Below are 21,897 nucleotides of genomic sequence, written 5' to 3'. Positions count from 1 at the left end.
CCGCACCGCACACCACGAACCGTGCGGCAGACCGAAAGGACACCCCGCCATGCCCACGCAGACCACCGGCCGCATCACCTACGCCAACTGGGAGGAGAACCCGGTCGGTTCGACCGGGGCGAGCCCCAGGATCGCCCGCGCCTCCGTTGCCAACACCTTCTCCGGCGGCATCGAAGCCGCCCGCACGACCTGCGAGTACACCATCGCCTACGTCACCGACAAGACCGGCACCTTCACCGGCATGGAGCTGCTGACCGGCCAACTGGACGGCCGTGCCGGTACGTTCGTCGTCGAGGAGCGCGGCGTGTTCGAGGCCGACGGCACGGTGCGCTGCGCCTTCGAGGTCGTACCGGGATCGGGCACCGGAGACCTCACCGGCCTGACCGGAACCGGCAGCTACACCTGCAAAGCCGGCGAACCGTCCATATCATACAGCTTCGACTACGAACTGGGCTGATCCGGCACGGCCGTAGCCCCCGTCCCGCGCCCACAGCTGTCCGACCGGCCGCAGTGGCAGCTACTGTCGCCCAGGGCAGTGGCTGCCCGGCGAAAGCAGGGGAAGGCACGGGGAGGGCGACTCATGACGACCGACGCCACCAGGGAGGCGGCTCGTACCGAGGCCGAACCGGAACAGGCGTGCCCCATCGCCCCCGTGGTCGACATCGTCTTCAGCCGCTGGACCACCCCGATCCTCTGGGCGCTCCACGAGTACGGCCGGCAGCGATTCGTGGAACTGGAACGCCGCATCGCCACCATCTCGCCCAAGGTCCTGACCCAGCGCCTCCGGCAACTGGAACGCGACGGGCTGGTCGTCCGCACCTATTACCCCGAGGTCCCGCCCCGCGTCGAATACGAAATCAGCGAACTGGGCCGCAGCCTGGCCCCGTTGTTCGCCACCCTCGCCCAATGGTCCGCGGGCAACCTGCCCAAGGTCGAACAGGCCCGACGGGACTACGACGGCCGGGGGTAGGCCGGCAGTCGGCGCGTTGGACACCGGCGGACGCCCGGGCCGGCCCGGGCGTAACGCGGTGGACGTCTCCGCGCGTCCTTGGCAGCCTCTCGTCATGGAATCTCGCGTATGGCCCCTGTACCGGCTACGGGTGTTGACACCACGCCTTGAGCTGCGGCTGCCCGACCTCGGCCGGCTGGACGAGCTGGCGTGGGTGGCGGCGGAGGGCGTACATGACGAGGCCCGCATGCCGTTCACGGTGGCGTGGACCGACGTGGATCCCGATCGCGCACGACGGGAATCCGCCGGGCGCGCCAACTCTCGTGCGTCGGGGGAGTGGGGCGGTTGGTGTCCCCCAAGGAATGGGTTTACGTGCACATTCGAGTGGTGGGCGTTTCTCGGATCGTCGGGCTGCCAATACCGTCCACGGTCCCTAACTCGCTTCGTCCACAGGAGGATTCATGAGTGCACGCACCGTCTTCACCGCCGGCGCCCTGATCGCCGCCGCTCTGCTTACCGGCGCCGGTACCGCCGCAGCCGACACCGGCCCGGATGCCGCCGGCGTGGCCGCGTTCTCCCCCGGCATCGGCTCCGGCAATCAAGTGCAGTTGCCGCTCCACGTTCCGGTCAATGCCACCGGAAATTCCGGCAACGTGATCGGTGCCTTCAACCCCGCATTCGCCAACGAGAGTTCGGACAGCTGAGCCTGCGTCCGTGCCGATGCCTGTCCTTGCCCTGCCCGCCCAGCCGCCGGGCGGGGCAGGGACATGGCGATCGTCTCCGGCACGCCCCAGGCAGAGTGCCGCACGTTCGGTGTTCGTTCCCGTCAGGGGAATGCGTCCTCCGGGGGGAGACGGGGCGACGCGCGGGCATGTGCCGGGATCGGCCGGACGGTTACGCGCTCACCGGCGGGGCAGTGAGCGTCCCACCACATCCTGCTCCGCGACGGCCGTGAGCACGGCGTCCACCAGTTCCTCGACGGACCGGCCGCCGCCGGTGTCGATGCGATCCAGGCCCAGCCCGTCGACGATCTCCAGCAGCAGCGTCTGAAAGCGCGCGGACCGGGCCAGGAACCGGTCCATCAAATGCCGTTCGTGCTCGCCCACGTCCTCGTACCGGCCGCCGGTCCGCACCCGGGCGCGGACCACCGCGTCCTCCGCGGTGAGCCACACCGCGGCCGTGTACGGGACCGTCAGCGCCGCCACCCGCGCGGGCCACAGCGCCGACCCCTCCAGCACCAGCCCCGCCCCGGACTCCGCCCCGGTCGCATACGCCCGGATCATCTCCTCGATGCGTGGCCACAGCCGTGCGTAGTGGTCGAGAACGGACGTGATCAGTTCATCGACGGTGAGCGAGGCGTAGTGCTCGGCGACATGCGCCGGGATGTCCCGCTCCGGGGTCCGCCAGGGCCGCCCTGGATGCCGGGCGAGCAGATCCGTCGACCGGTAGGTGAACCCGAGCCGTTCCGCGACCACTTGGGCCACGGTCGACTTGCCGACATTCGACGTTCCCCCGACCAGAATCACCCGTACGTCGCGCATACCGCCGAACCTAGCTCAGGCAGGCCAAGCCGCAACAGCGGACCGGCCGCACGGACCGCGACATCCTCACAGCGCCCTCGTCATGTACGTGCTGTTCGGGTCGGGGCGGTAATCCGCGAACGGTTCGCAGTGCACGAAGCCGAATTTCCCGTACAACCTCCGTGCCGGCAGGAAGAATTCGGCCGAACCGGTTTCCAGACTCAGCCGTGTGAACCCCCTGCGGCCGGCCTCGGCGAGGATGTGCTCCAGGAGCCGTGAGGCAATTCCGCTGCGCGTGCGCCGCGGAGCGGTGCGCATCGATTTCAGCTCGGCATGGCTCGCGTCCAGCCGCTTGATCGCACCGCAACCGACCAGGCTTCCGGCGTCCCGCGCCGACCAGAACGTGACCTCGGGCCCGCGGAGTTCATCGAGATCGAGCGCATGCTTGCTCTCCACGGGCGTGATGGCCCGCATCTGCTGAACGTGCTCGTCGAGGAACCCGGCGATCTCCGGTCCGGAGAGGTCGTCCACCACAATCTTCACGTTGCTCGTCCTTCGTCGGGAGTCTCGGTCCCGCGGCTCTCACGGGTCCCGCGGGTCGGCTGCGCCGCGTGGGTGGATGGAGCGAGCGTGCTCGGCCCTCGGGGAGCCGGCCGTGGCGCGGCAGCCGTGAGCCGAGCGGCTCCGGATCACATGCCGGAGGCGAGGTCGCTCAGGGCGTCGGCCCAGTGTTCCGAACCGTGCTCGGCGAAGGCGAGCGGGTCGGCGGCGCGCAGGCGGCGTTCCAGTTCCTCGGCGCGCTCCTCCTGGGCTTCGGCGCCGTACTCCGGCTCCTGGTGCAGCGCGGCGACCGCGTACTGATAGGAGAACGCGACGAAGGCGGCGAGGCCGGAGTTGACCGGCAGGGCCTCTTCGTAATCGGTCTCGGCGCCGATCGTCTCGACCGCTCCGGCCGGGCTGAGGACCAGGTCGTCGTCATGCCAGGTGCCCAACCAGTAGTAGCCGTCCAGCCCTTCGGGGACGTACCTGGCGTCGGGGTCGTCCGGATCCGCCGGACCGACGCCGACCTCTTCCAGCGGGGCCGGTCCGTCCAGGGCCAGGTCCTGGTCCAGGGTCAGGCCGGGGAGCGGGGAGAGGGGGAGGCCGACATGGCACAGGATCTCCCGGTTGCGGCCGGTGATGTCCGCGGCCACCTGCTCCTCCGCGAGAACGATGACCTGGTCCGCGCCCCAGAGGTCCACGAGGTCCGGGTGGGACGGGCGGTCGCCCGCGTCGCGCGAACCGTCGTCCTCACGCACGGCGGGCGCCGGCCATCCGGCGAGGTCGAGGTCGTGTCGGTGCTCGTGTGCGTGATCGGCATCGTCGGCCGAGCCGGCGAGCAGTCGCGCGGTGTCGAGTTGCAGGGCGACGGGGCCGTCGAGCGTGCCGAGCAGCAGCAGACCGTCCGCGGTGAGGTGCGCGGTACGCGTCCGGGCGCTCGGCCGGAGGTCGAGCAGGACGCGCCCGGTGTCGGTCCGCAGCAGCTGGACGCCGTCATCGTAGGCGCAGGCCACGACGGACACGCCACCCCCCTCGGCGTCCAGCACCGCGGCGCCGAGGTGCAACGGCCTGTCGGGGAGGGGCCACGCCTCGCCGAGTTGTTCGCCGGTGTCCGGCGCCCAGGCCCGCAGGCGGGACCGGGTGTCCGCGGTGAGCACGGCGGCCGGTTCGCCGGCCACTCCCCGGGCCCAGATCATCCGCACGATCTCCGCACCGGAATCTGACGCTGTGTCAGGGATCGTCCAGCGTGCCACGACGTTGCCGGTGTCCGCTGCGTATGTGCACAGCTCGGTCCCGGTGCCGACCACGGCAAGGAGTCGGCCGTCGACGAGACCGGCGCACACGTGATCCGGGCTCTTCATGTCCCCGAGCGGTACGGCGGCGAGGCACTCGCTCGCGGTCGCGTCCCGGAACGCGATGCTCTGGAACGGGTGGACGGTGACCAGTACGGGCTCGGTCGAGCCGACGGCGGCGGTGACCAGCCCGACGTTGTCCGCGTCGCCCGCGTCCGCCGCGTAGGGGCGGCGCACACCGCTCAGCGGCTCGACCACGTCGCGCGCCCCGGCGGCCATGAGTGCCGCCGGGCCGGAGACCAGCGCGAACGTGTTCTGGTCGGCGTCGCAGAGGACCGGGGGTGCCGCCGTCTCCCCGGTGCCGGCGTCCACGATGTGCAGCCGGTGGGGCGTGGTGAAACTGATGCTTCCGTAGACCGTACGGCCCTCGTGCCGGGCGGTGTGCGCGGCGATCACCGGGCCGGGCCAGCTGGTCCACGCGTGCGGCGAGGCGTCGTCCGAGGGCCGCAGACGGGCCCACAACGGGGTGAACGGCGAGGTCATCCTGTGTCTCCAAGGCGGAACTTCGGGTCGGCTGAGCCTATCTACCCGGCGGCACCCGTGGCGGACGATGCTCCGGTGAGCGTCCGCAGTACGGCGGGGTCGAACGACAGGCGGATGCCGAATCCGCCCAGCTCGACGTCGAGTTCGTTGCCGGCCGTACGGCGGACGGCCGAGATGTTCGAGCCGAAGCGAAGCTCGGCCAGCGTCGATCCGTCGGCCAGGCGTACCACCCACAGCCGGTCGGCCGCCGTGCACACACTCAGCGGGTCCGGTGCCCCCGCGAGGGTGCACAGGAGCTCGGGGGGTTCGTCGGCGCGGACGACCGGGCGGAGCAGCCGGCCGTCGTCCGCGCTCCGGACCTGGAGCAGTCCCTCGCGGTCCGCCACCGCCACGACCGGCACACCGTCGAGCAGCTCGGCCCGTGCGGCGGTGCACGGCGTCCCGTGCAGCGTCCACCGCAGCGCCGCGGTCTCCTCCCCGAGCCGCTGCCCGACCTCCACGGCCCCCGTCTCCGTGACGGCGACTTCGGGCGCTCCCTGAACGGTGCCTCGAACGGCGCCTTGGGCGGGTTCCTGGACGGTGCTCCGGACGGCTTCCTGGACGGCTCCCCGTGGGGATTCCTGTGCGGATTCCTGAACGTCCGGCGCTGCCGGAGGCGGTCGCAGCGCACGGAACGGCAGCGGTGGGCAGGCGGACTCGACGGATGCCGCCAGATCGTTCAAGCCGTGCTGGACGGCGGCCACTTGGAGGCGGGCGGGCTGGTCGCGCGAGGCCGGGTACAGAAGGGCGAGTGCCGGACGCAGGGCCGCGGCAGCGGGCTCGTCGGAGCAGTCGAGCACGGCGCGGAGCCCGTCGAGGTCCGTGGTCAGCAGCACCTCGGGGAAGCCGAGCAATGGCCCGAGCGCGCCGGGAACGGCAGCCGCCTGCCTCAGCAGCTCCGACAGCAGGGCCGGGTCGCTCCGCCGCCAGAGTGGGCGAGGTGGTCCGTCATCGGCTGGCGCGACGGGCACCTGTCCGGCAAGGGAGTTGACCAGCGCCCTGCGGGCTTGCAGCGCAGCGTCCTGGGACCGGAGGGCGAGGAGCGCGGTGGCCACGGCGGAGTGGCGGAGGGCGAAGCGGCTCTCCGGCGCACCGGCACCGTCGGATCCGGCGCGCTCCGGCTGGAGCAGTGCCCAGGACAGCTCGACGGCCGCGGCGAACTCCTGCCTGTCGATCCGGCGACCCGCCACCGCAGTGGTGGCCAGGCGCCACAGGTCGCGGCCGAGCCCGGCCTGCCCGGCGAGGGCGAGGGCGTACAAGGCATCGGCCACGACGGGGGATTCGGCGGAGAGGCGATCGAGGTGCCGCGCGACGGCCCCGCCGATGTCGATGCCTGTGTCGGCGCCAGTGGCGGTGGCGATGCCGGTGGGTGGTGTGTCCGTGGCGGCGGCTTCCGGTTCCGCCTCGGAAGCGACCCGGTCCAGGACGAGGAGCTGGGCGAGGAGGAAGTTGGGGTAGGCGGCACGGGATATCGCATGGGCGAGTGCCCCCGGCCGCGCGCCGTCCGATTGCGGGCCGGGCTCCGGAACGTAGGCGCAGAGGGCGGCGACATACCGGTCGAAGGCCGCGCGATCGGTCCAGTCGGATGCGTCGAGGTCCACGATGACGCAGTCGTCGAAGTGCTGGGCCCACTTCTGGGCGCCCTCGGCCACCAGCCGTACGTTCGGCAGCCCCGCCATGGGGGCCAGCAGGGACTCGATGAGGCGAGTCGTGTGCCGCTCGTCCGGTACGGCGCCCGCCTCGTCCAGGTCGCCGACGGCCACGCACACCGGGCGCTCGTCCATGGCGAGTACGGAGAGCAACTCGGCGGCGGTGGCGGTCTCGTATCCGAGTTGCCCGCCGATGGCCACGGCCAGGTCGTCGACGCCGCGGCCCCGCGCACCGAGCGCGGCGTGGAAGAGCGGTCCGGTCCGGGGCCCGCTCGTCCCGGCGTCGCCCTGATCCGTCTGGCTGCGGAGGAACAGCCAGGTCAGCAGCGTGCTGCGCCCGCTGCCGGGGGACCCCGTCACATAGAAGGTGCCGCCGCTGGGCGTCGCCGCCACGAATTCCCGGAACGCGTCGGCAACGGCCTGCCGGCCATAGGGGAAACCCTCGTCCACGCCACCGTCCCCTGATGCACCGGCGCCTGCGGACGTGCCGGCGTCCGGAGGGGTGGCGCCGCCGGTCGGAGAGGCGCTGTCGGTCACTCTTCCGCCCCCTCCTCGCCCTCATCCGCCTCCTCGATGAAGGCCACCAGTTCCTCGATTCCCGCCTCGCGGTCTTCGGCACCGGGGCCGTAGCCGAAGCTGTAGGTGACCTCGGCTGCGGGAAAGGCGGTGGCCAGCCACGCGGCGCAGTAGCAGCCGGGCAGCGCGCAGGGTTCGAGATCGGCGTGGGCCCGGGTGATCTGCTGCGCTGCGATGCCGCGCTCCAGCAGTTCGCCGCCCAGGCGCCGGAGCGCATGCCCCTGCCCGGGGACGGTGTAGCCGGAGACCGTCCGCGTCGCCCCCGTGGCCGTACGGAACTCGCAGATTCCCGAGGAGTCCACGGAGGCGGTGAGGCGGAGGTCGTCGGTGACCAGCGGCCACCAGTGCTCCTCGTCTGCCATCGCCTCCGGGTCGAGAGCGGTGAGGCGTTCCCGGAACGCCGCGACCGCGGCCATCGCGGCCCGGCCGACCGGGTCGGACGCCAAATCCTCAAGGAGCAGGCCGAGTTCGGCCAGTGCTGCCAGCCAGGCGCGTGCCGTGGTGTTCACCAGTCGCGTCGGATACGTACCCGCGCACGACGCCGAGACGACTTCGCCTTCCGGTGCACAGCAGATCTGCGTACCGCTGTCGTCGCCCAGGTAGCAGAGCTCGCGCAGCTCTCCGAGCGGCTGGGGAAGCCCCGCCTCGGTCGCGTACCGGGTGAGGGGCAGAGGCTCGGGGGCAGCGCGGAAGTACGGGCCGACGGTCTCCGGCAGTCCCGATACGGCGAGCAGTTCCCGAAGGGGCGGCGGCACAGCGAGGTCTTCGAGTCGTGCGGAATCCCAGCGGCGTGTCGGCGACCCCCCGCGGCGTCCGGAAGCGGGCGTGGTCATTCAGGCGCTCCTCTGCGTCCGTACATCAGCTCCGCCGCTTGATCGGTTTGTCGCCGAAGACCCATCGGACGTGGTCTTCCAGATCACGATTGCCCTGTTTCTTCGACCCCGGCGTGTGGTGATCATATTCAAAAGCGTAGCTCCGCTCGGCATCCGGGAAGTAATGCCGTGTCCAGTCGTTGCAGTTGGGGGTTCGCTGGTTGCAGAAATCACGTTCCGAATAGATTCGGGTGACCTTGATCTTCCGCTCGGGGCCGGGGTCGTGCCCCTCCGCTATTGCCTTCTCCCGCTCCGCGGCGAGGCGTTTTTGCTGGTCGAGCACGGGAACGCCGACGATGCGCTCCGAATGCGTTCCGTCGCTGTGCCCGACCGCCGTGTCCTTCCGCCCGTGCTCGTCCTCCCACTCGAAGGCCGCGTAGTTCCTCTGGGAGCGGTCGCCATTGTCCTTGCGCTTGTTGTTCACCTTCTGCGCCAGGTCGTGCGTCCGTGGATCGACCTTCGTGGCGTCCTGCTTGGGGTTGCGGTCGGCTTTCGCCGGTAAGGGGTACTTGCTGCCCTTCCGTGGCCGTTTCGGCGGGGGACTGCCCGTGTCGGATCCGGACGACGAGCGGCTGGCGCGGCGTTTGGGACCGCCGCCGGAGTTCTCTCCGGATTTGGCCATTGAGGAGAATTGCTTGCTGTGCTTGGCCTCCGTCTCGGAGACGTTCTTCGCCACCTGCTCGGCGCCATGGGCCGTCTTGCCGTAGAGGCCGCCGACGGCATGGGCCGTGTCCTTGGACACGGCCTTGGCTATGGTGCCGGCCGTGTCCTCCAGCGCCTTGGCTATGGGGTGCTTCAACTGAAGGACATCCCTTCCGTGGCCGAGGCGAACTTCGCGGCGTGGCCGGCGACGTCCTCGGCGTGGCTGCGGAACTTCGCGGCGTGTTGGAGGAGTTCATCGGGATGGATCGTGTAGCCCGACCCGGCATCGCCGCCTCCGGACGCGACCCCCAGGGCCTTTTCCGCCCCCTGGAACACCAAGCCGCTCACCGCCCGTTCGACGGCCTGCTGGAGCGGCTGGGTCGCCTGCTGGACGAGTTCGCCGACGATCTGCTGTTCCACTTCCTTCAGGATCACATCGACGATCTTCTTCGTCGCCGCGATCAGGGCGACCTCCGCCGCCTCGGCCAGTCCCAGAGTGAAGACCGCGGCGGCCTGATCAGCGATGAACTCGGCAGCCATGACGACGAGTTCGGCGATCACCGCCACTTTGGCGCCTACGATCGCGACCGCTGCGACCTCCAGTACCGAAGCGGCCGTGTTGCACACTTCCACGAGCTCCGTCATGTGGCTGGAAGACATCTTCGACCACTTCTCGGCGAGTTGCTCGTACGAGGCTGCCTGGTAGTGCTCACCCATCTGCTTGAGGGTGTCGCTCGCCGACGCGTGGGACTTCTCCAGGTTGGACGCGAACTCCTTCACGTGACCGGCGAACTCGCGGACTCTGTCCTCGTTTACCTGGGGCCAGTTCAGCCCGAGCAGGTCCATCACCCAGACCAGCCCGTCGGGCAGTTCGATCGCCACACTTCTCCCGAGTACGTACGCACGCTTCGCACGGCGCCTGTGACGGCACCTCAACTCAGCTAACTATTACTGAGATTCACGAACAAGCGGCTCCCCGGCCACATTCCGGGAGGTTCTGTACACGGTGAAGGGGCGGGACGGAGTGACGAGGGCCCTGGCGCCTTGCCGGCGCCAGGGCCCGTCCCCTTACCCGCTACCGATTGCCGGTGCGCGGCCGGAGAGCAATGCGCGACGGTTGTGCGGCCCCGCCCGGCCCCGGCCCGTCGGGCGGGCCTAGTCGTCGACCGTGACCTCGAAGCGCTCCGGGGCCGCGCCCTCGGTGGTGACGGTGAAGCCGGCGGTGCCGGCGGCGTCGCCTGCCACGAGCCGGGGGCTCTCCGCGTAGCCCTGGGCGTCGGTGCGGGCCTGCGCGGTGGCTTCGCCGCCTTCGAAGAGGGCCTGCTGGCTCATGGAATCCCAGCAGAACGTCACCGGGACGTCGGCCACGGGGGCGTGCTGCTGCCTGTCGACGACCCGGGCCTTGAGCGGGTGGGTGAACGTCTCGTGAGGACCGGCGTGCTGCCCCGTTCCACCGGCCGGCTGAACGGCCCGCGCCCAGCCCCAGCCTGCTTCCGCACCCATACGGCCTCCTGACTCACACATTCCGCTGGTGGCAAGGCGCCCGGACCCATTCCCGGGAGACGTCGGTGATGCTAAACAAGCCGCCGTCGCATCCCCGCGCACGACCGCTTCGTTTCCGGGAAGTTCCTGCGGTGGGGTGACGGGTGGGGTGACAGGTGGCGCGGGCGGTGAGGGTGCTGGGTGGAGGGCGGCGTGGTGGGGCCGGCCGTCGGCCCGGCTCGTCCCGGGGCGCCTCGGCCTGCGCCGGGCCCCCTCGCGCCGGCGGTCCCCGTCAGGCCCGCATGGTGGGTGAACTCCGTTGCGGTGCGGGTGACTTGACGCTGTTGGTGAGGCGGTAGGCGTCGAGGTGGCCATCGATGCAGGCGACGATGGCCGGGATCACCGCTGTCATGCCGGGACGCCAGCCGGGGACCGCGTTGACCTCGCAGACGGTGTGCTCGCCGGTGGCGGAGAAGAGCAGGTCCACGCCGGCGATGGTGAGGCCCAGGGATTGCGCGGCCCGGACGGCCAGGGCTTCGGCCTCCGGGTAGCGGCCCTGGCAGAGGGTGGCGGAGCCGCCGCGGGCGAGGTTCGAGGCGAGCGCGCCGTCGCGGGCGGTGCGCAGCTCGGCGCCGACGGGTTCACCTTCGACGACGACCACCCGCAGGTCGCGCCCGTGCGAGGGGGCCACGTACTGCTGGAGGGCGAAGGGCACGTCGTCGGCGAGGCTGCCCGCCACGCCGCGCAGCAGGGCGAGGTCGGGCGCGAGGAACACCTGCTTGCCGCCGTGGCCGTTGACGGACTTGACCACGCAGGGCGCTTCGAGACCGGGGCTTCGCACGACGCCGTCCAGGGGGCTGGTGGCGTACGAGAGGGAGTCGGGCACCGGCAGGCCGGCCAGGGCCAGCTCTTGCAGTTGCCAGATCTTGTTCCGGCAGGTGAGGTGCGCTTCGAGTGGGTTGATGAGGGTGGCTCCCATGCGTTCCAGGTGCCGCAGGAGGGTCACCTCCCGGTCGTGGTGCATCGAGCCGGGCGTCTGGCGTACGCAGACGACCTTGGGTGCGGGCACCTCCACCCCGGCCAGGGTGCGCAGGAACAGCCGCCCGTCCTGGACGCCGAGGAGCAGCTCGTCGGTGTGCCAGACCGCGAACCGGGAGCCGTACGTCTCCGTCAGCGCGTCCGCCAGGGTCTTCGTGGTGCCGATCGGCCCGCACGGATGTTCGCGTACCAGTAGCCAGACGTCGAGCGAGGGCAGCATCGTTGACTGAGCCATGAATCCGCCTTATCCCATACGGCACCGGGGATCGGGGACCGGTATGTGAGTTCCCCTCAGGGCCGCACCCTACCCGGGGGCCCTGCGGCGTTCCCTCCGTACCGCGCGGTACCCGGGCCGGCTCGGGGAGACGGCGTCCGGGGGCACCGGCCAGGACACGATCCGAGGACGAGGTCGCTTCATGTGGACTCCGGCCCGGGGCCGCCTTCGGGCGAACCGGGGTGCCTTCGGGCGAATACGTGCCGGCTCGCGTTCGGTGACCCGTCCGCGGTGATATCAGACCTGGGGTAGGCGCAGAGGCGGGAGCCCTGTCTCCGGGGCGGCGTCCCTTCGGGGCGGGCGGGAGGAGGTGGCGGCCCGGATGCGGAACCGACCCCGCCGGCAGCGGGAACCCCATCCCGGCGAACGCGGCGGCACCGGTTCCCCGCGCGGGGACCGGGCGCGGAGCCGGGGCGTACGCGGACCGCGCCCGCCGGGCGGCAGGTCGGTTCGCCGCCCCGTGGCAGCCGCCGGCGTCCCCTCGGCGCTGCGCGTCGCCGCCGCGTACGCGTGGCGCCTCCTCGTCGTCGGTGCCGCCGTCTATGTCGTCTTCATGACGCTGGGGCGGTTCCATCTGGTGACGCTGGCGGTCTTTCTGGCGCTGGTGCTGACCGCCCTGCTGGAGCCGCTGACCAACGCGCTGACCCGCTGGATGCCGCGTTCGGCCGCGGTCACCACCGGCCTGATGCTCAGCATCGTGCTCGTCTTCGGCGTGCTGAGTCTGATCGGGGCGAATGTCGCCGACGAGTGGCCGGGGCTGCGCGAGGTCTTCTCCGGCGGGCTGTCGCGGATCGAGCGGTGGCTCCAGGGTCCGCCCTTCCATCTGCGGCCCGGAGCCCTCTCGCACCTCCAGTCGTGGGTCTCCCGATTCGTGGCGAGCAATCGCGCCAACCTGATCAGCACCGCGGTGAGCGGGGTGGGCCGGCTGGCCGAGGTCCTGACCGTGGGGGCGCTGGCGCTGTTCTGCTCGATCTTCTTTCTGCATTCGGGCACGCGGATGTGGCAGTGGTTCGGCGGCCGGCTGCCGGAACACCGGCGGCACGCCGTACGGACGGCGGGGCGTACCGCATGGACGACGTTCACCGGGTACACCCGAGGCATCGTGATCATCGCCGCGACCAACGCGGTCCTCGTGGGTCTGGCGCTCTTCGTCCTGCGGGTGCCCCTCGTCCTGCCCCTGGCGGTGCTGGAGTTCTTCGCCGCGTTCATCCCGCTGGTCGGTTCGCCGGTGGCGCTGGCGGTGGCCGCGGTCGTGGCGCTCGCCGGGCGGGGCCCGCTCGTGGCGATGCTCGTCGTCCTGCTGATCGTGGTCATCGGACAGCTCGAAGGCCATGTGCTGCACCCGTTGGTGATGAGCCGGGCGGTGCGTCTGCATCCGGTCGTGGTGGCCCTCGGGGTCGTCTGCGGGGGCGTCACGGCCGGGGTGCTCGGGGCGATCGTGGCGGTGCCGCTGGTCTCGGTCGTCTGGTCCGTCTACAGCGCCGTGTACGCACCCCCGCTGCCACCGGTGGCCTGACGGAGGAGCCGCCCGCACGTCCGACGCGGGGCGCGGGGGCGGCTCCGGCCGGAACACCCGGCCTCCCCGTACGGCCGGGGCCCCACCACGCCGACAGGGAGTCTGCCGACGATCGGCAGGCGCCGGCGGCGGGGCTTCGGGCTGCTCTGGAGCGCGGCTGCCCTGGGGCGCGGACGCTGCTGCCGGGGTCGCTCGCCGCGGGGACCGCGGACGCGTTGGCCGAGCGCGTCAGCGGCCCGCTCCCCATGCCGATCAGGGACGGTCCCGGCCCGATCCTCCATGGACTTCTGAGGCGCGTACGGTGAGGACGGCGGTCATGGCGAGGGCGATGCCGGGCAGACCGAGGACGGCGATCCAGCCGAGGCCGAAGAGGGCGAGGAAGAGTGAACCGCCCTGTACCGCCCGGAGTTCGCCGGCGTTGCCGAGACGTGCGGTCAGCGGGCCGACGCGCACGATGGCCGGCGGCAGGACGAGGGTGCGGACCTCTTCCCGGACGGCACGCCGAGAGTACGCACCAGGCGCCGCGGGGCCGCCCTTCGGGCGACGACGGGAATGCGACGACCGGCGCTAGCCGACCGGGGACGGCTCCTGCCGTGGACGACGCGCCGCGGCCGACCGCTCCCGCCTGTCCGCCTCGCGGCCGTACATCACCCGCAGGCTGACCACCGTTGTCGCGGCGAACGCCAGCATCCCGCAGCCGATGGCCACTCCCGCGGTCAGCGCCGTCTGCCGGTCGAGTCCGGCGTAGCGTTCGAACAGCAGACCCGCGGTGGCCGAGAGGACGGGAGCCAGGCACAGCGCGGCCAGATGCAGCCGCCACTCCTCGCGCGCCCAGCCGCGGCCCGCCCGGCCCGCGCGCCGGGCGCGGACGACCATCACCGCGTAGGTCACGGCGTACGGGATCAGATACGCGAGCAGCAGGCGCCGCCCGGCAACTCCCCATCCCAGGAAGGACCGTGTGATCCAGGCCAGGGCGAGAGCCCCGGCGAGATGCGCCGCGGCGAGTACCGGCACCGGCACCCACGTCCCGGTCACCCCCGGAACCGTCGTCCGCCTGTCCATGGCGCGGGAGCCGAGCAGCGCACCGAACGCGACGAGGGAGCCGAGGTGCATGATCGCGACCCGGTTGATGTCCTCCAGGGAGAGGCCGGGGAGGATCGCCGGGAGGGCGCCCCACTCAAGTCGCAGCAGTGGCGCGGTCATCAGGTAGCCGTAGCAGAGCAGCATCCACCGCTGGTGCAGGTCGGGGAATTTGGCGACCGCGGCGAAGATGCCGTAGGTGACGCTCATGACGGTGCCGACCAGGATGGTGGCGAGGACGATCCAGAATGCCGGCCCGCTGAAGGCGTCACCGGGAGCGGTGCGTACGAGGTAGATCGCGGCGCCCGCCATCGAGGCGTAGACGGTCAGCGCGAACACCACCCCTGCGGCGCGGTGCAGGCGGACGCGGCGCCTTGCTGCCGAGAGGAGTTGGACCGGTCCGAGCAGCATCAGCGCACCGCCGAGGACCGAATGGACGATCATCGCGATCAGGCTGCGCCCGTACGGGCCGATGCGGGTCGCGAAGGCGTCGGCGACGTAGCGGGGCGAGGTCGCGCGGGCCAGGAGCCATTCGCCGAGCGCCGGGGCGCCCCGGTGGGCATACGGCCAGAGTTCGGTCATCGCGATGGGGGCGTAGCCCACGCACACGAAGACCAGGGCGACCGCGGCCACGCGGCGCCAAGTGACCCTCCTCAGGCGGTTCATGGCGGCTCCCTCGCTCGCTGCACCCGCGTCGATAGTCCTATCTGGACTATCGAGAAGGTAAGGGCGACCCGCAGCCGTGGTCAACGGTCACCGCATCGGCATCACGACCCGCGCTGTTCCACCCACTGCCAGAAATCGACCATCATCCGCTCATAGCGGATACCGAATTCGAGCGCCTCGCGCTGCCCGCGGGTCAGCAACGCGCCCACGCTCTCCGCGAGTTGCTCGTAGTCCGTGAGGGTCCGGTGGTGCTCGGCGATCTGCACCGGGGAGTGCACCTCCGGCCGGGCGCCGAACCACAGCTTGAGGATGCCGCGCTCGCGCGCCTCGACCGGTACGAAGGCCGGGTCGGCGAGCCATTCCTCCAGGGCGGCCCTGCCCGCCGCGGTCAGCTTCATCAGGCGCCGGTTCCGCCCGCCGGCCTGCCGGTCCTCCGACAGCAGGCCCGCCTCCACCAGCCGGTCGCACTGGGCGTAGACCTGCGCGTGCGGCATCGACCAGAACGGGGCCACGGTGCGCGCGGCCTCGACCTTCACGTCGTACGGGCTGGCCTCGCCCAGTTTGTCGATGATGCCGAGCACGAGGAACGAGGGGGTGGTCAAGCGGGATTCAGCCATGTGGCGACCGTATCGCGCTGCACGACGGGTGGGGGCGGTGAGCGCCGGGCGGCCCGTCCCCGCCCGCCCGTCACCCGGCCCGGCTGCCCGCCGTCCGTGGCCGCGGCGTCCGGCTGCCGTGCCACACGGCTCCTGGAACCGCGTGGTCGCAGCGTCCGTCTCACCCACACCGGCCGCGTGCCGGCCGGCCGCGCCGACCGCCTGCTCTCCCAACTCGCCGCAGCGCAGGCGGACTTGACTGACCTCGGCAACGAAGTTCCGGGTCCGCTGCGCATCGGCGGGGTCGGCAGCGCCGTACGCACCCTGCTGCCCGACGCGCCGGCCGCCCTGACGGAAGCGCACCCGCGCCCGACCCCCACGGTCGTCGACGGCGGGGCGGTCGACCTGCTGCCCCGGCTGCTCGACGGTGGGCTCGACCTGCGCAACGTCGAACCGGGCCTCGTCGGAACGGAGATCGGCGCGGCGACCCGCGACGCGGACCTGCGCGCGGCCCTGGGCGAGATGCGCGCCAGGATCGAGCCGCTGACGGCGCGCGACATCGCCGATGCCCTCGCGTTCAGCGTCGTGGCCCCGCGCCGTGTGCCTCTCGCCGAGCTGGTGGTGATGCCCGTCCAGCAGGGCTGATCGCGCGGAACCCGGCGCGTGATCCGCCGCCGGGACGCCGCGTCCGGCGGTGGTTGCAGCACCGGCGCCCCCGCACGGCCCGCCTGCCCGAGGGCAACGGCGGTGCGGTGCGGGGGCGTTGTTCGGCGCGGGCCGGTCAGGCCGGGGCGGTGACCGGTTCCGCCCAGTCGATGCGGTGGAAGTGGAGCGGGCGCAGCATCTCCTCGGGGTCGGGGAACGTCGGCCCGGCCTGGGCCTTGCCCGCCTTGACCTTGTTGGCGGCTGCGGCATGGAGCCCGATCATCTCCACGCGCGGGCGGCGCAGCGCCTCGTAGGCGGCGAACGCCTCGGTGGGCGTGGGCAGATCGCGCAGGCAGCGGGCCAGTTCGACGGCGCTCTCGATGGCCAGGGAGGCGCCCTGGCCGGAGCTGGAGGACGGCGCGTGCACCGCGTCGCCGACCAGGACCATGCGCCCGCGGTGCCAGTGCGGCACCGACGGCATGCGCTCCATCGGGCCGACCGCCATGAGGTGTTCGGGGCCGGTGTGGTGGAGCAGCTGCTTGCCCGGGAAGTGGTCGGCGTAGAGGTCGCGCAGCCTGGCCAGCCAGTCAGCGGCCGGTGTCTGCGCCACTTCGGCGGGGGTCTGCGGGGTGTCGGTGGGCAGGCCGGCGAACCAGATCAGCCCGCGGTCCCGGTCCTGCCAGTAGCCGATGAAGGCGCGGCCGAAGGCGAAGTACATGGTGCCGGGGGCGGCGTCGACGCCGCAGTCCGGTGCGGCGTAGCCGCCGAAGCTCAGCACGCCGCCGTACTCCGGGGCGGGCGCCCCGGGGTCGATGACGCTGCGGACGGTGGAGCGGATGCCGTCGGCGCCGATCAGTATGTCGGCGGTGGCGCTGGTCCCGTCGGCGAAGTGGGCGGTGACGCCGTCGGGCGTCTCCTCGGCGGTGACCAGTCGCTTGCCGTACGCGAAGGGGATGCCTTCGCTCGCCGCGTGGTCGGTCAGCGCCCGGAACAGCTGGGCGCGGGTCAGGACCAGGGTGGCGGGCAGTTCGGCGAAGCCGTCGAAGGAGGCGAGGTGGCTCCCGGCGCCGTCCGCCATCACCATGGCGGGGGTCGGTTCGCCCATGGCGTGCAGCGCGGCGTCGGCGCCGATGGTCCGCAGCGCCTCCTGGCCGTTGGGCGCCAGGCCCAGCCAGGCACCGACGCCGTCCGCCGCTGCGGGATACGCCTCGAAGACGGTCGCCTCGATGCCCGCCCTGCGGAGGGCGAGCGCGGTGACCGGGCCGGCCACTCCGCCGCCGATGACCAAGGCCGTGCGGACGCCGGAGGCGGCGCCGCGGCTGTTGTCGATGGTCATGAGAAAAGACCCCCCTGTGGTCGTTGCTCGGATGTCGCGTTCTCTCGCGGACTCCATAGTTACATTGAGTCTAGTTGCAATGCAACTAGTTTCGTCGACGACTACGATGGCAGGCATGACCGCCCCCGTGAAGAGTTCGCCCCTCGCCCTTACCGTGCTGGCACTGCTGCACTACCGTCCGCTGCATCCGTACGGCCTCCAGCAGCTGATCAAGCAGTGGGGCAAGGAGCAGGTCGTCAACGTCGGCCAGCGGGCCGGGCTTTACCGCACCATCGAGCGGCTGCTCGTCGGCGGGCTGATCGCCGTACGGCAGACCGAGCGCGATCAGCAGTACCCCGAGCGGACCGTCTACGAGGTCACCGACGCGGGCCGCGCGGCGGTGCGCGAGTGGCTGGAGCAGATGCTGTCGGTGCCGAAGGCGGAGTTCCCCGTCTTTCCGGCGGCCCTGTCGAACATGATGCTGTTCACGCCGGACGAGGCGCTGCGGACGCTGGAGCAGCGCGCCGAGCGCATCGCCGCCCAGCGTGCCGCCATGGAGGAGGTCCGGTCCGGGGCCGCGGAGGCGGGAGTGCCGCGGGTCGCGCTGATCGAGGACGAGTACACGCTCGCCGTCCTCGCCGCCGAGCAGCGCTGGCTCGATGGGGTGATCAGCGATCTGCGGGACGGCAGCCTGACGTGGTCCCTGGAACTGCTCGCCGCGGCAGCGTCCCAGGGGCCGGCGGAGTCGGCTTCGTCGGACGGATCGGTGGGCTGACCGGTGCACTGGTCCGCGGTGAACAGGGCGCCGGGGTGGAGCGGTTGGTGAGAGGGCGCCGGCTGTCGGCTCAGCGCAGCGACGGGCGGCGGATCAGATATGCCGCGTGTGCCCGGGTCTCTCTGGCCTGCGGGTGGCGGTGGTAGGGGTGCAGTGCGTTGCGGAGCGCGGTGAGGGCCTTGCGGGCGCGGCACGAGGAGGTGAGCGGGTAGTGGTCGAAGAGCTGCCGGCAGTGGGGGAGGGCCGCCTCCAACTCGCCCGCCGACAGCAGGGTCTGGGCGAGCAGGGCGTGCAGCAGGACCAGGGCCGTGTGGTGCTCGGCGGGCCGCGTGTTGAGGGAGGCTTCGAGGGCGATCAGGGCGCCGGGGCGGTCTCCCAAGGCCAGCAGGACCAGGGCGCGCTGGTAGTGCAGCGCGGTCAGCGGATAGTGCGTGAACGGCCCGGCGTTGCGCGGGGCGGTGTCGTGGTGGCGTTCGGCGGTCAGGAGATCGGCGAGGGCCAGCCGGCGTCTGCCGTCGGTGGCGTGGACGACGGCGCGTCCGGCGTGCAGATAGGAGCGGACCGCCGGGGGAGCGGCGGGGCCGGCGGTTTCCACGGCCTGGTCCGACCACTGCCGGGCGTGGCGGACATCGTCGAGGTGCAGCGCCGACATGCTCATGGCGCGCAGGCTGATCGCGTAGGAGGTGCGGTCGCCGGCACGGTGGGCGAGGCCGAGAGCCGAGTGGTAGTAGAGATAGCCCACGTTGGTCAGGCAGGCGTCGATGGTCATGGCGCCGAGCAGGTGGGTGAGTTGGGCGGTACCGCGGATCAGCCGGCGGGGGAGGTCGCTGCCGGGGTGGGTGATCGCCACGAGGTGGGCGACGTCGTCGGCCAGGTAGGTCGCGAGCGCTGAGCGCGCGTGGGCGCCGCCGTACCTCTCCGTCAGGGTGGCGAAGACGACGGCCATGTGGTCGAGACGGTCATCGGACAGGTCGGTGAGGGCGGGCTCGGCAGGCGGCGGGTCCGGGGGGCCGGTGTTGCCCGTCGCGGGCCATCCGCGGGACGGAAGCGGGCGGGCGGTGATGAGTTCGCGGTTGAGGACGGCCCGTTGGGCGGGATCGATGTCCGTACGGCACAGGGTGACGAGCCGTTCGACGGGGTCGGCGGTGGTCAGTACGTTTTCCCGTAGTGACTCGTCCGGCGTGCTGTGGACCAGTCCGGTTTCGGCGACGGTCACCGTACGGGCGATCCGCCGGGTGAGGACCTGCGCCACCAGGTCGGGGACCGGGGGCCGGGGTATGGAGCCGTTGAGCCAGTGCGCGACCGAGGTGCGGTCGTAGCGCAGCCGCACGCCGTGTTTGGTGCCCAGAGCGTTGACCGCGCGGGCCAGTTCACCGGCGCTCCAGTTCGCTTCCGTCAGTAGTTCCGCCAGGTGCTCGTTGGGTCTGTGACGGGCCATGTCGCCCTCCAGGCTGTCCGGCCCCAACGCCCCGCGACTGCGGCCGTTTCAACGCGTTCACGCATCAAGGTCTGTTTTCGCTTCGCGCACGGCTCCTGGGCATGATTGTGTCGGAGATGTACCTCAGCGGTGGTTCTCGCCTCCCGTACCGCACGGTCGATCCGGCCAGTGCGCAGCGGTGCGGTCGAGAGGGGGATGAGGCTCGTGCGCCTGACGGTGCGGGCACGGAGCCGGTCCAGCGCGCAGCCGGGAGGGGCGTGCGCGGTCACCGCAGGTCACACCGCCGTCGGCGGGCTTGCCGCGGTGGTGCTGGACGGGGTGTCCGTACGGGAGCAGACGGCGACGCCGTTCAAAAAAGTCCGGAAATAGTCGAGAGAAAGTCCCATCTGTATCCGAGCACAGGCCCGCCCGGTGGGTGCCACAGCCGGTACCCGCTGCCTCGGGGCCGTCGCCCGCCAGGCACCCGGCGTCCGGTGGACAGCCGCGCCGGCGGCAGGGCGACGTACCGCTGTGCATGCGTGGAGGAGTGTTCCGTGTCCGATACATCCGGCCGTGCCGTGCCGCCCCTGGCGCGGCCCCTAGTGGTCCATCTCTTCCCCGGCCAGGGCGACTTCGCCGTCAGCCCCCTGGTACGGGCCGCTCGTGCGCATCCCGTGGTGCGGACCGCCGTCGCGGAGGTGTTCGAGCAGGTCGACGAGGCGAGCGGTGCGTACGGCATCCCGGCGCTGGGCCCGGCGCTGCTCGGTGCCGCACCGCCGAGCGGCCGGGACCTGGCCGAGGCCGCCGTGGGAACCCCGCAGGCCGCCCTCTTCGGAGCCTCGGTGGCGGTCCACCGGGCACTGTGCGCCGTGGGTGCCGCGCCCGACCGCCTGGTCGCCGTCAGCTTCGGCGAGATCGCCGCCCTCACCGCGGCGGGCGTCTTCGATATCGGCGACGGTACGAGGATCGCCTGCCGGCTCGCCCGGATCCTGACGCGCTGCACCGGAGGCATGACGCTGCTGGCGGCCGGCGAGGCCGCCGCCGGGCGCCTGATCGCCGGGGCGGGGACCGCGGAGGTGGTCGTCGCCTGCGTCAACGACCCTGGTGAGACGGTGGTGTCCGGCCCGCTGGACGAGCTGGTCCGCATCGAGAAGCAGGCCGCCGCACAGGACATCGAGGCCGCCCGGCTGCGGCTGCCCTTCCTGACCCACCACCCCTCGCTGACCCTCCCGGCACAGGCGTTCCGGGACGCCATGGGCGCACTGCGCGCGCGACCGGGCCACACCCCCGTCCACTCGGCCGTCCACGGGGGCGCCTACGGCAAGGGCGACGATGTGCGCCACGGGCTCGCCGACTGCCTCATCCGCCCCGTACGCCTGCCCCGCGTCCTGTCCCAGGCCGCCGCCCCGCCGCCCGCCCTCCTGCTGGAAGCCGGCACCGGGCACGCGCTGACCCGCAACGCCCGGCGCATCCTGACCGGCCGTCAGTACGCCGCGCACAGCCCGCTGTCCGACATCGACTTCCCGTGGCAGCGACCGCACGTACTCCACCCGGCCACCCGCCAGGGGCGGCCCCCGGCACCCGCGTCGGAAGCGACGTACGGAGCGAGCCGATGACGACCACCTCCGATCCGTCCACCGCCTTCGCGCCGGTGCTGCACGATCCGCTCCGCACCACCGCGGGCCGGCGGATCCTGGCCGCGCTCGCCACTGCGGACCCGCCGAGGGCACACGAGAGCCGGAACCACCGCACCCACCGCCAGCTGCGCATGCTCGCCGGGATGCTGCCGCCCCCGGACCAACTACTGGCCGACCCCGACCTGTTGACCACGTTGAGCGCCTGCACGGCCGTCGTCGACCCGGCGCTCTACATGACGGTGCTCAACCACTACGTGCTGTGCCTGGGGGCGGTCGTCGGAGCCACCGGTGACCTGCGGCGGAACGGGCCGCCCGGTTCGGGGGGCGAGCGGGCGGACGTACCGAAGGCGCTGGAGACCGCGGCGCGCAAGGGCGTCTTCCTCATCACCGAGATCGGCGACGCCGGCAGCCACCTCGCGGTGCGCACCGTCGCCGAATTCCAGCCGGACAGCCGGGAGTTCGTCCTGCGGACGCCCGATCAGCGGGCGGCCAAGTTCTCCGGCGTCGGCGTCCCGGGGATGCCGCAGAGCGCCGCCGTCTGCGCCCGACTGGTGGTCGACGGCATCGACCACGGAGTCTTTCCCTTCCTCGTCGACCTGTGCGACGAGCGGGAGACCGCGCCGGGCGTCGCGATCTCCGACCCCCTGCGCGTCGACGCGCTGCCCCTCGAATACGCCCTGGTGCGTTTCGAGGGCGTCCGCGTGCCGTACGAACGGTGGCTCCGCGGCAGCGCCTCCATCGATGAACTCCACTGCGTCCACGACCCCCTGACGGCAGATCAGCGGCTGCGGCACACCATGTCGGTGGGCGTGGCCCTGTGGGCCACCCTGCCCA

21 protein-coding genes and 1 pseudogene are annotated in these 21,897 nt (G+C 72.0%); 8 read left to right on the top strand and 14 right to left on the bottom strand.

Going from position 1 to position 21,897, the window contains the following annotated elements:
• Positions 1-49 precede the first annotated feature (49 nt).
• The 3 genes from IEZ17_RS21555 to IEZ17_RS21545 all read left to right on the top strand — a co-directional run bounded on the left by IEZ17_RS21555 (position 50) and on the right by IEZ17_RS21545 (position 1,653).
• A complete protein-coding gene (locus tag IEZ17_RS21555) occupies positions 50-457 on the top strand; it encodes a DUF3224 domain-containing protein (protein ID WP_189302581.1) in 408 nt (135 codons plus the stop codon).
• 123 nt (positions 458-580) lie between these two features.
• Positions 581-970 carry a winged helix-turn-helix transcriptional regulator gene (locus IEZ17_RS21550; RefSeq protein WP_189302580.1) on the top strand — a complete coding sequence of 130 codons (390 nt, stop codon included), beginning with the start codon at positions 581-583 and terminating at the stop codon, positions 968-970.
• A gap of 440 nt (positions 971-1,410) precedes the next feature.
• A complete protein-coding gene (locus tag IEZ17_RS21545; RefSeq protein ID WP_189302578.1) occupies positions 1,411-1,653 on the top strand; it encodes a chaplin in 243 nt (80 codons plus the stop codon).
• 198 nt (positions 1,654-1,851) lie between these two features.
• On the opposite strand, the gene IEZ17_RS21540 is transcribed toward IEZ17_RS21545, so the two are convergent.
• From IEZ17_RS21540 to IEZ17_RS21500, 9 genes are all read right to left on the bottom strand, one after another.
• Positions 1,852-2,490 (bottom strand): AAA family ATPase, encoded by a 639-nt coding sequence (locus tag IEZ17_RS21540; protein ID WP_189302577.1) that lies wholly within the window; start codon positions 2,488-2,490, stop codon positions 1,852-1,854.
• 66 nt (positions 2,491-2,556) lie between these two features.
• Entirely contained in the window at positions 2,557-3,012 is a 456-nt protein-coding gene (locus IEZ17_RS21535; RefSeq protein WP_189302575.1) for a GNAT family N-acetyltransferase, read from the bottom strand.
• 146 nt (positions 3,013-3,158) lie between these two features.
• Positions 3,159-4,844, bottom strand: coding sequence for an SUKH-4 family immunity protein (locus IEZ17_RS21530; protein ID WP_189302573.1), 1,686 nt, complete (start codon positions 4,842-4,844; stop codon positions 3,159-3,161).
• Between the two features lie 41 nt (positions 4,845-4,885).
• Positions 4,886-7,069: a hypothetical protein gene (locus IEZ17_RS21525; protein WP_189302570.1), complete on the bottom strand. Its 2,184-nt coding sequence runs from the start codon at positions 7,067-7,069 to the stop codon at positions 4,886-4,888.
• Positions 7,066-7,941, bottom strand: a complete 876-nt coding sequence (locus IEZ17_RS21520; protein ID WP_189302569.1) for an SUKH-4 family immunity protein — start codon at positions 7,939-7,941, stop codon at positions 7,066-7,068. The genes IEZ17_RS21525 and IEZ17_RS21520 overlap by 4 nt, the downstream gene beginning before the upstream one ends.
• Before the next feature lie 25 nt (positions 7,942-7,966).
• The gene (locus IEZ17_RS21515) at positions 7,967-8,779 is read right to left on the bottom strand and encodes a hypothetical protein (RefSeq protein WP_189302567.1); all 813 of its coding nucleotides are present in this window, start codon (positions 8,777-8,779) and stop codon (positions 7,967-7,969) included.
• Positions 8,776-9,504 (bottom strand): WXG100-like domain-containing protein, encoded by a 729-nt coding sequence (locus IEZ17_RS21510; RefSeq protein WP_189302565.1) that lies wholly within the window; start codon positions 9,502-9,504, stop codon positions 8,776-8,778. The genes IEZ17_RS21515 and IEZ17_RS21510 overlap by 4 nt, the downstream gene beginning before the upstream one ends.
• A 273-nt stretch (positions 9,505-9,777) precedes the next feature.
• On the bottom strand, positions 9,778-10,125 hold the full coding sequence (locus IEZ17_RS21505; RefSeq protein ID WP_189302563.1) for an Ig domain-containing protein: 348 nt from the start codon (positions 10,123-10,125) through the stop codon (positions 9,778-9,780).
• Between the two features lie 271 nt (positions 10,126-10,396).
• On the bottom strand, positions 10,397-11,377 hold the full coding sequence (locus tag IEZ17_RS21500) for a RimK family alpha-L-glutamate ligase (protein ID WP_189302561.1): 981 nt from the start codon (positions 11,375-11,377) through the stop codon (positions 10,397-10,399).
• 361 nt (positions 11,378-11,738) lie between these two features.
• Here IEZ17_RS21500 and IEZ17_RS21495 point away from each other — a divergent pair, with 361 nt between their 5' ends.
• The gene (locus IEZ17_RS21495) at positions 11,739-12,932 is read left to right on the top strand and encodes an AI-2E family transporter (protein WP_189302559.1); all 1,194 of its coding nucleotides are present in this window, start codon (positions 11,739-11,741) and stop codon (positions 12,930-12,932) included.
• 252 nt (positions 12,933-13,184) lie between these two features.
• On the opposite strand, the gene IEZ17_RS21490 is transcribed toward IEZ17_RS21495, so the two are convergent.
• The 3 genes from IEZ17_RS21490 to IEZ17_RS21480 all read right to left on the bottom strand — a co-directional run bounded on the left by IEZ17_RS21490 (position 13,185) and on the right by IEZ17_RS21480 (position 15,295).
• Positions 13,185-13,385 carry a hypothetical protein gene (locus tag IEZ17_RS21490; RefSeq protein ID WP_189302557.1) on the bottom strand — a complete coding sequence of 67 codons (201 nt, stop codon included), beginning with the start codon at positions 13,383-13,385 and terminating at the stop codon, positions 13,185-13,187.
• A 114-nt stretch (positions 13,386-13,499) separates the two neighbouring features.
• A complete protein-coding gene (locus IEZ17_RS21485) occupies positions 13,500-14,678 on the bottom strand; it encodes a DUF2306 domain-containing protein (RefSeq protein WP_189302555.1) in 1,179 nt (392 codons plus the stop codon).
• A 101-nt stretch (positions 14,679-14,779) separates the two neighbouring features.
• Positions 14,780-15,295, bottom strand: a complete 516-nt coding sequence (locus IEZ17_RS21480; protein WP_189302553.1) for a PadR family transcriptional regulator — start codon at positions 15,293-15,295, stop codon at positions 14,780-14,782.
• Between the two features lie 177 nt (positions 15,296-15,472).
• On the opposite strand from IEZ17_RS21480, the gene IEZ17_RS21475 reads away from it, so the two are divergent.
• Positions 15,473-15,919: a hypothetical protein gene (locus IEZ17_RS21475; protein ID WP_189302551.1), complete on the top strand. Its 447-nt coding sequence runs from the start codon at positions 15,473-15,475 to the stop codon at positions 15,917-15,919.
• A gap of 136 nt (positions 15,920-16,055) precedes the next feature.
• On the opposite strand, the gene IEZ17_RS21470 is transcribed toward IEZ17_RS21475, so the two are convergent.
• Positions 16,056-17,255: an FAD-dependent oxidoreductase gene (locus tag IEZ17_RS21470; RefSeq protein WP_189302550.1), complete on the bottom strand. Its 1,200-nt coding sequence runs from the start codon at positions 17,253-17,255 to the stop codon at positions 16,056-16,058.
• A gap of 115 nt (positions 17,256-17,370) precedes the next feature.
• Here IEZ17_RS21470 and IEZ17_RS21465 point away from each other — a divergent pair, with 115 nt between their 5' ends.
• A complete protein-coding gene (locus IEZ17_RS21465) occupies positions 17,371-18,009 on the top strand; it encodes a PadR family transcriptional regulator (RefSeq protein ID WP_229852477.1) in 639 nt (212 codons plus the stop codon).
• A 70-nt stretch (positions 18,010-18,079) separates the two neighbouring features.
• On the opposite strand, the gene IEZ17_RS21460 is transcribed toward IEZ17_RS21465, so the two are convergent.
• Positions 18,080-19,447: an NsdA family TPR-like regulatory protein gene (locus IEZ17_RS21460; protein ID WP_189302546.1), complete on the bottom strand. Its 1,368-nt coding sequence runs from the start codon at positions 19,445-19,447 to the stop codon at positions 18,080-18,082.
• A gap of 533 nt (positions 19,448-19,980) precedes the next feature.
• Here IEZ17_RS21460 and IEZ17_RS21455 point away from each other — a divergent pair.
• The gene (locus IEZ17_RS21455; RefSeq protein WP_229852475.1) at positions 19,981-21,042 is read left to right on the top strand and encodes an acyltransferase domain-containing protein; all 1,062 of its coding nucleotides are present in this window, start codon (positions 19,981-19,983) and stop codon (positions 21,040-21,042) included.
• Positions 21,039-21,897, top strand: a pseudogene (locus IEZ17_RS42590) (hypothetical protein); the annotation flags it as partial. The gene IEZ17_RS21455 and the pseudogene IEZ17_RS42590, both read left to right, overlap by 4 nt.

The sequence above is a fragment of the Streptomyces albospinus genome, assembly GCF_014648695.1.
Lineage (GTDB): Bacteria > Actinomycetota > Actinomycetes > Streptomycetales > Streptomycetaceae > Streptomyces > Streptomyces albospinus.
Note: the sequence above shows the minus strand (reverse complement) of the source record. Positions and strands in the feature narration are given on the sequence as shown.

Bases quoted from the DNA above. Each gene is read 5' to 3' on its own strand.
- IEZ17_RS21555 (WP_189302581.1), top strand. From the start codon at position 50: ATGCCCACGCAGACCACCGGCCGCATCACCTACGCCAACTGGGAGGAG.
- IEZ17_RS21550 (WP_189302580.1), top strand. From the start codon at position 581: ATGACGACCGACGCCACCAGGGAGGCGGCTCGTACCGAGGCCGAACCG.
- IEZ17_RS21545 (WP_189302578.1), top strand. From the start codon at position 1,411: ATGAGTGCACGCACCGTCTTCACCGCCGGCGCCCTGATCGCCGCCGCT.
- IEZ17_RS21540 (WP_189302577.1), bottom strand. From the start codon at position 2,490: ATGCGCGACGTACGGGTGATTCTGGTCGGGGGAACGTCGAATGTCGGC.
- IEZ17_RS21530 (WP_189302573.1), bottom strand. From the start codon at position 4,844: ATGACCTCGCCGTTCACCCCGTTGTGGGCCCGTCTGCGGCCCTCGGAC.
- IEZ17_RS21520 (WP_189302569.1), bottom strand. From the start codon at position 7,941: ATGACCACGCCCGCTTCCGGACGCCGCGGGGGGTCGCCGACACGCCGC.
- IEZ17_RS21505 (WP_189302563.1), bottom strand. From the start codon at position 10,125: ATGGGTGCGGAAGCAGGCTGGGGCTGGGCGCGGGCCGTTCAGCCGGCC.
- IEZ17_RS21500 (WP_189302561.1), bottom strand. From the start codon at position 11,377: ATGGCTCAGTCAACGATGCTGCCCTCGCTCGACGTCTGGCTACTGGTA.
- IEZ17_RS21495 (WP_189302559.1), top strand. From the start codon at position 11,739: ATGCGGAACCGACCCCGCCGGCAGCGGGAACCCCATCCCGGCGAACGC.
- IEZ17_RS21485 (WP_189302555.1), bottom strand. From the start codon at position 14,678: ATGAACCGCCTGAGGAGGGTCACTTGGCGCCGCGTGGCCGCGGTCGCC.
- IEZ17_RS21480 (WP_189302553.1), bottom strand. From the start codon at position 15,295: ATGGCTGAATCCCGCTTGACCACCCCCTCGTTCCTCGTGCTCGGCATC.
- IEZ17_RS21470 (WP_189302550.1), bottom strand. From the start codon at position 17,255: ATGACCATCGACAACAGCCGCGGCGCCGCCTCCGGCGTCCGCACGGCC.
- IEZ17_RS21465 (WP_229852477.1), top strand. From the start codon at position 17,371: ATGACCGCCCCCGTGAAGAGTTCGCCCCTCGCCCTTACCGTGCTGGCA.
- IEZ17_RS21460 (WP_189302546.1), bottom strand. From the start codon at position 19,447: ATGGCCCGTCACAGACCCAACGAGCACCTGGCGGAACTACTGACGGAA.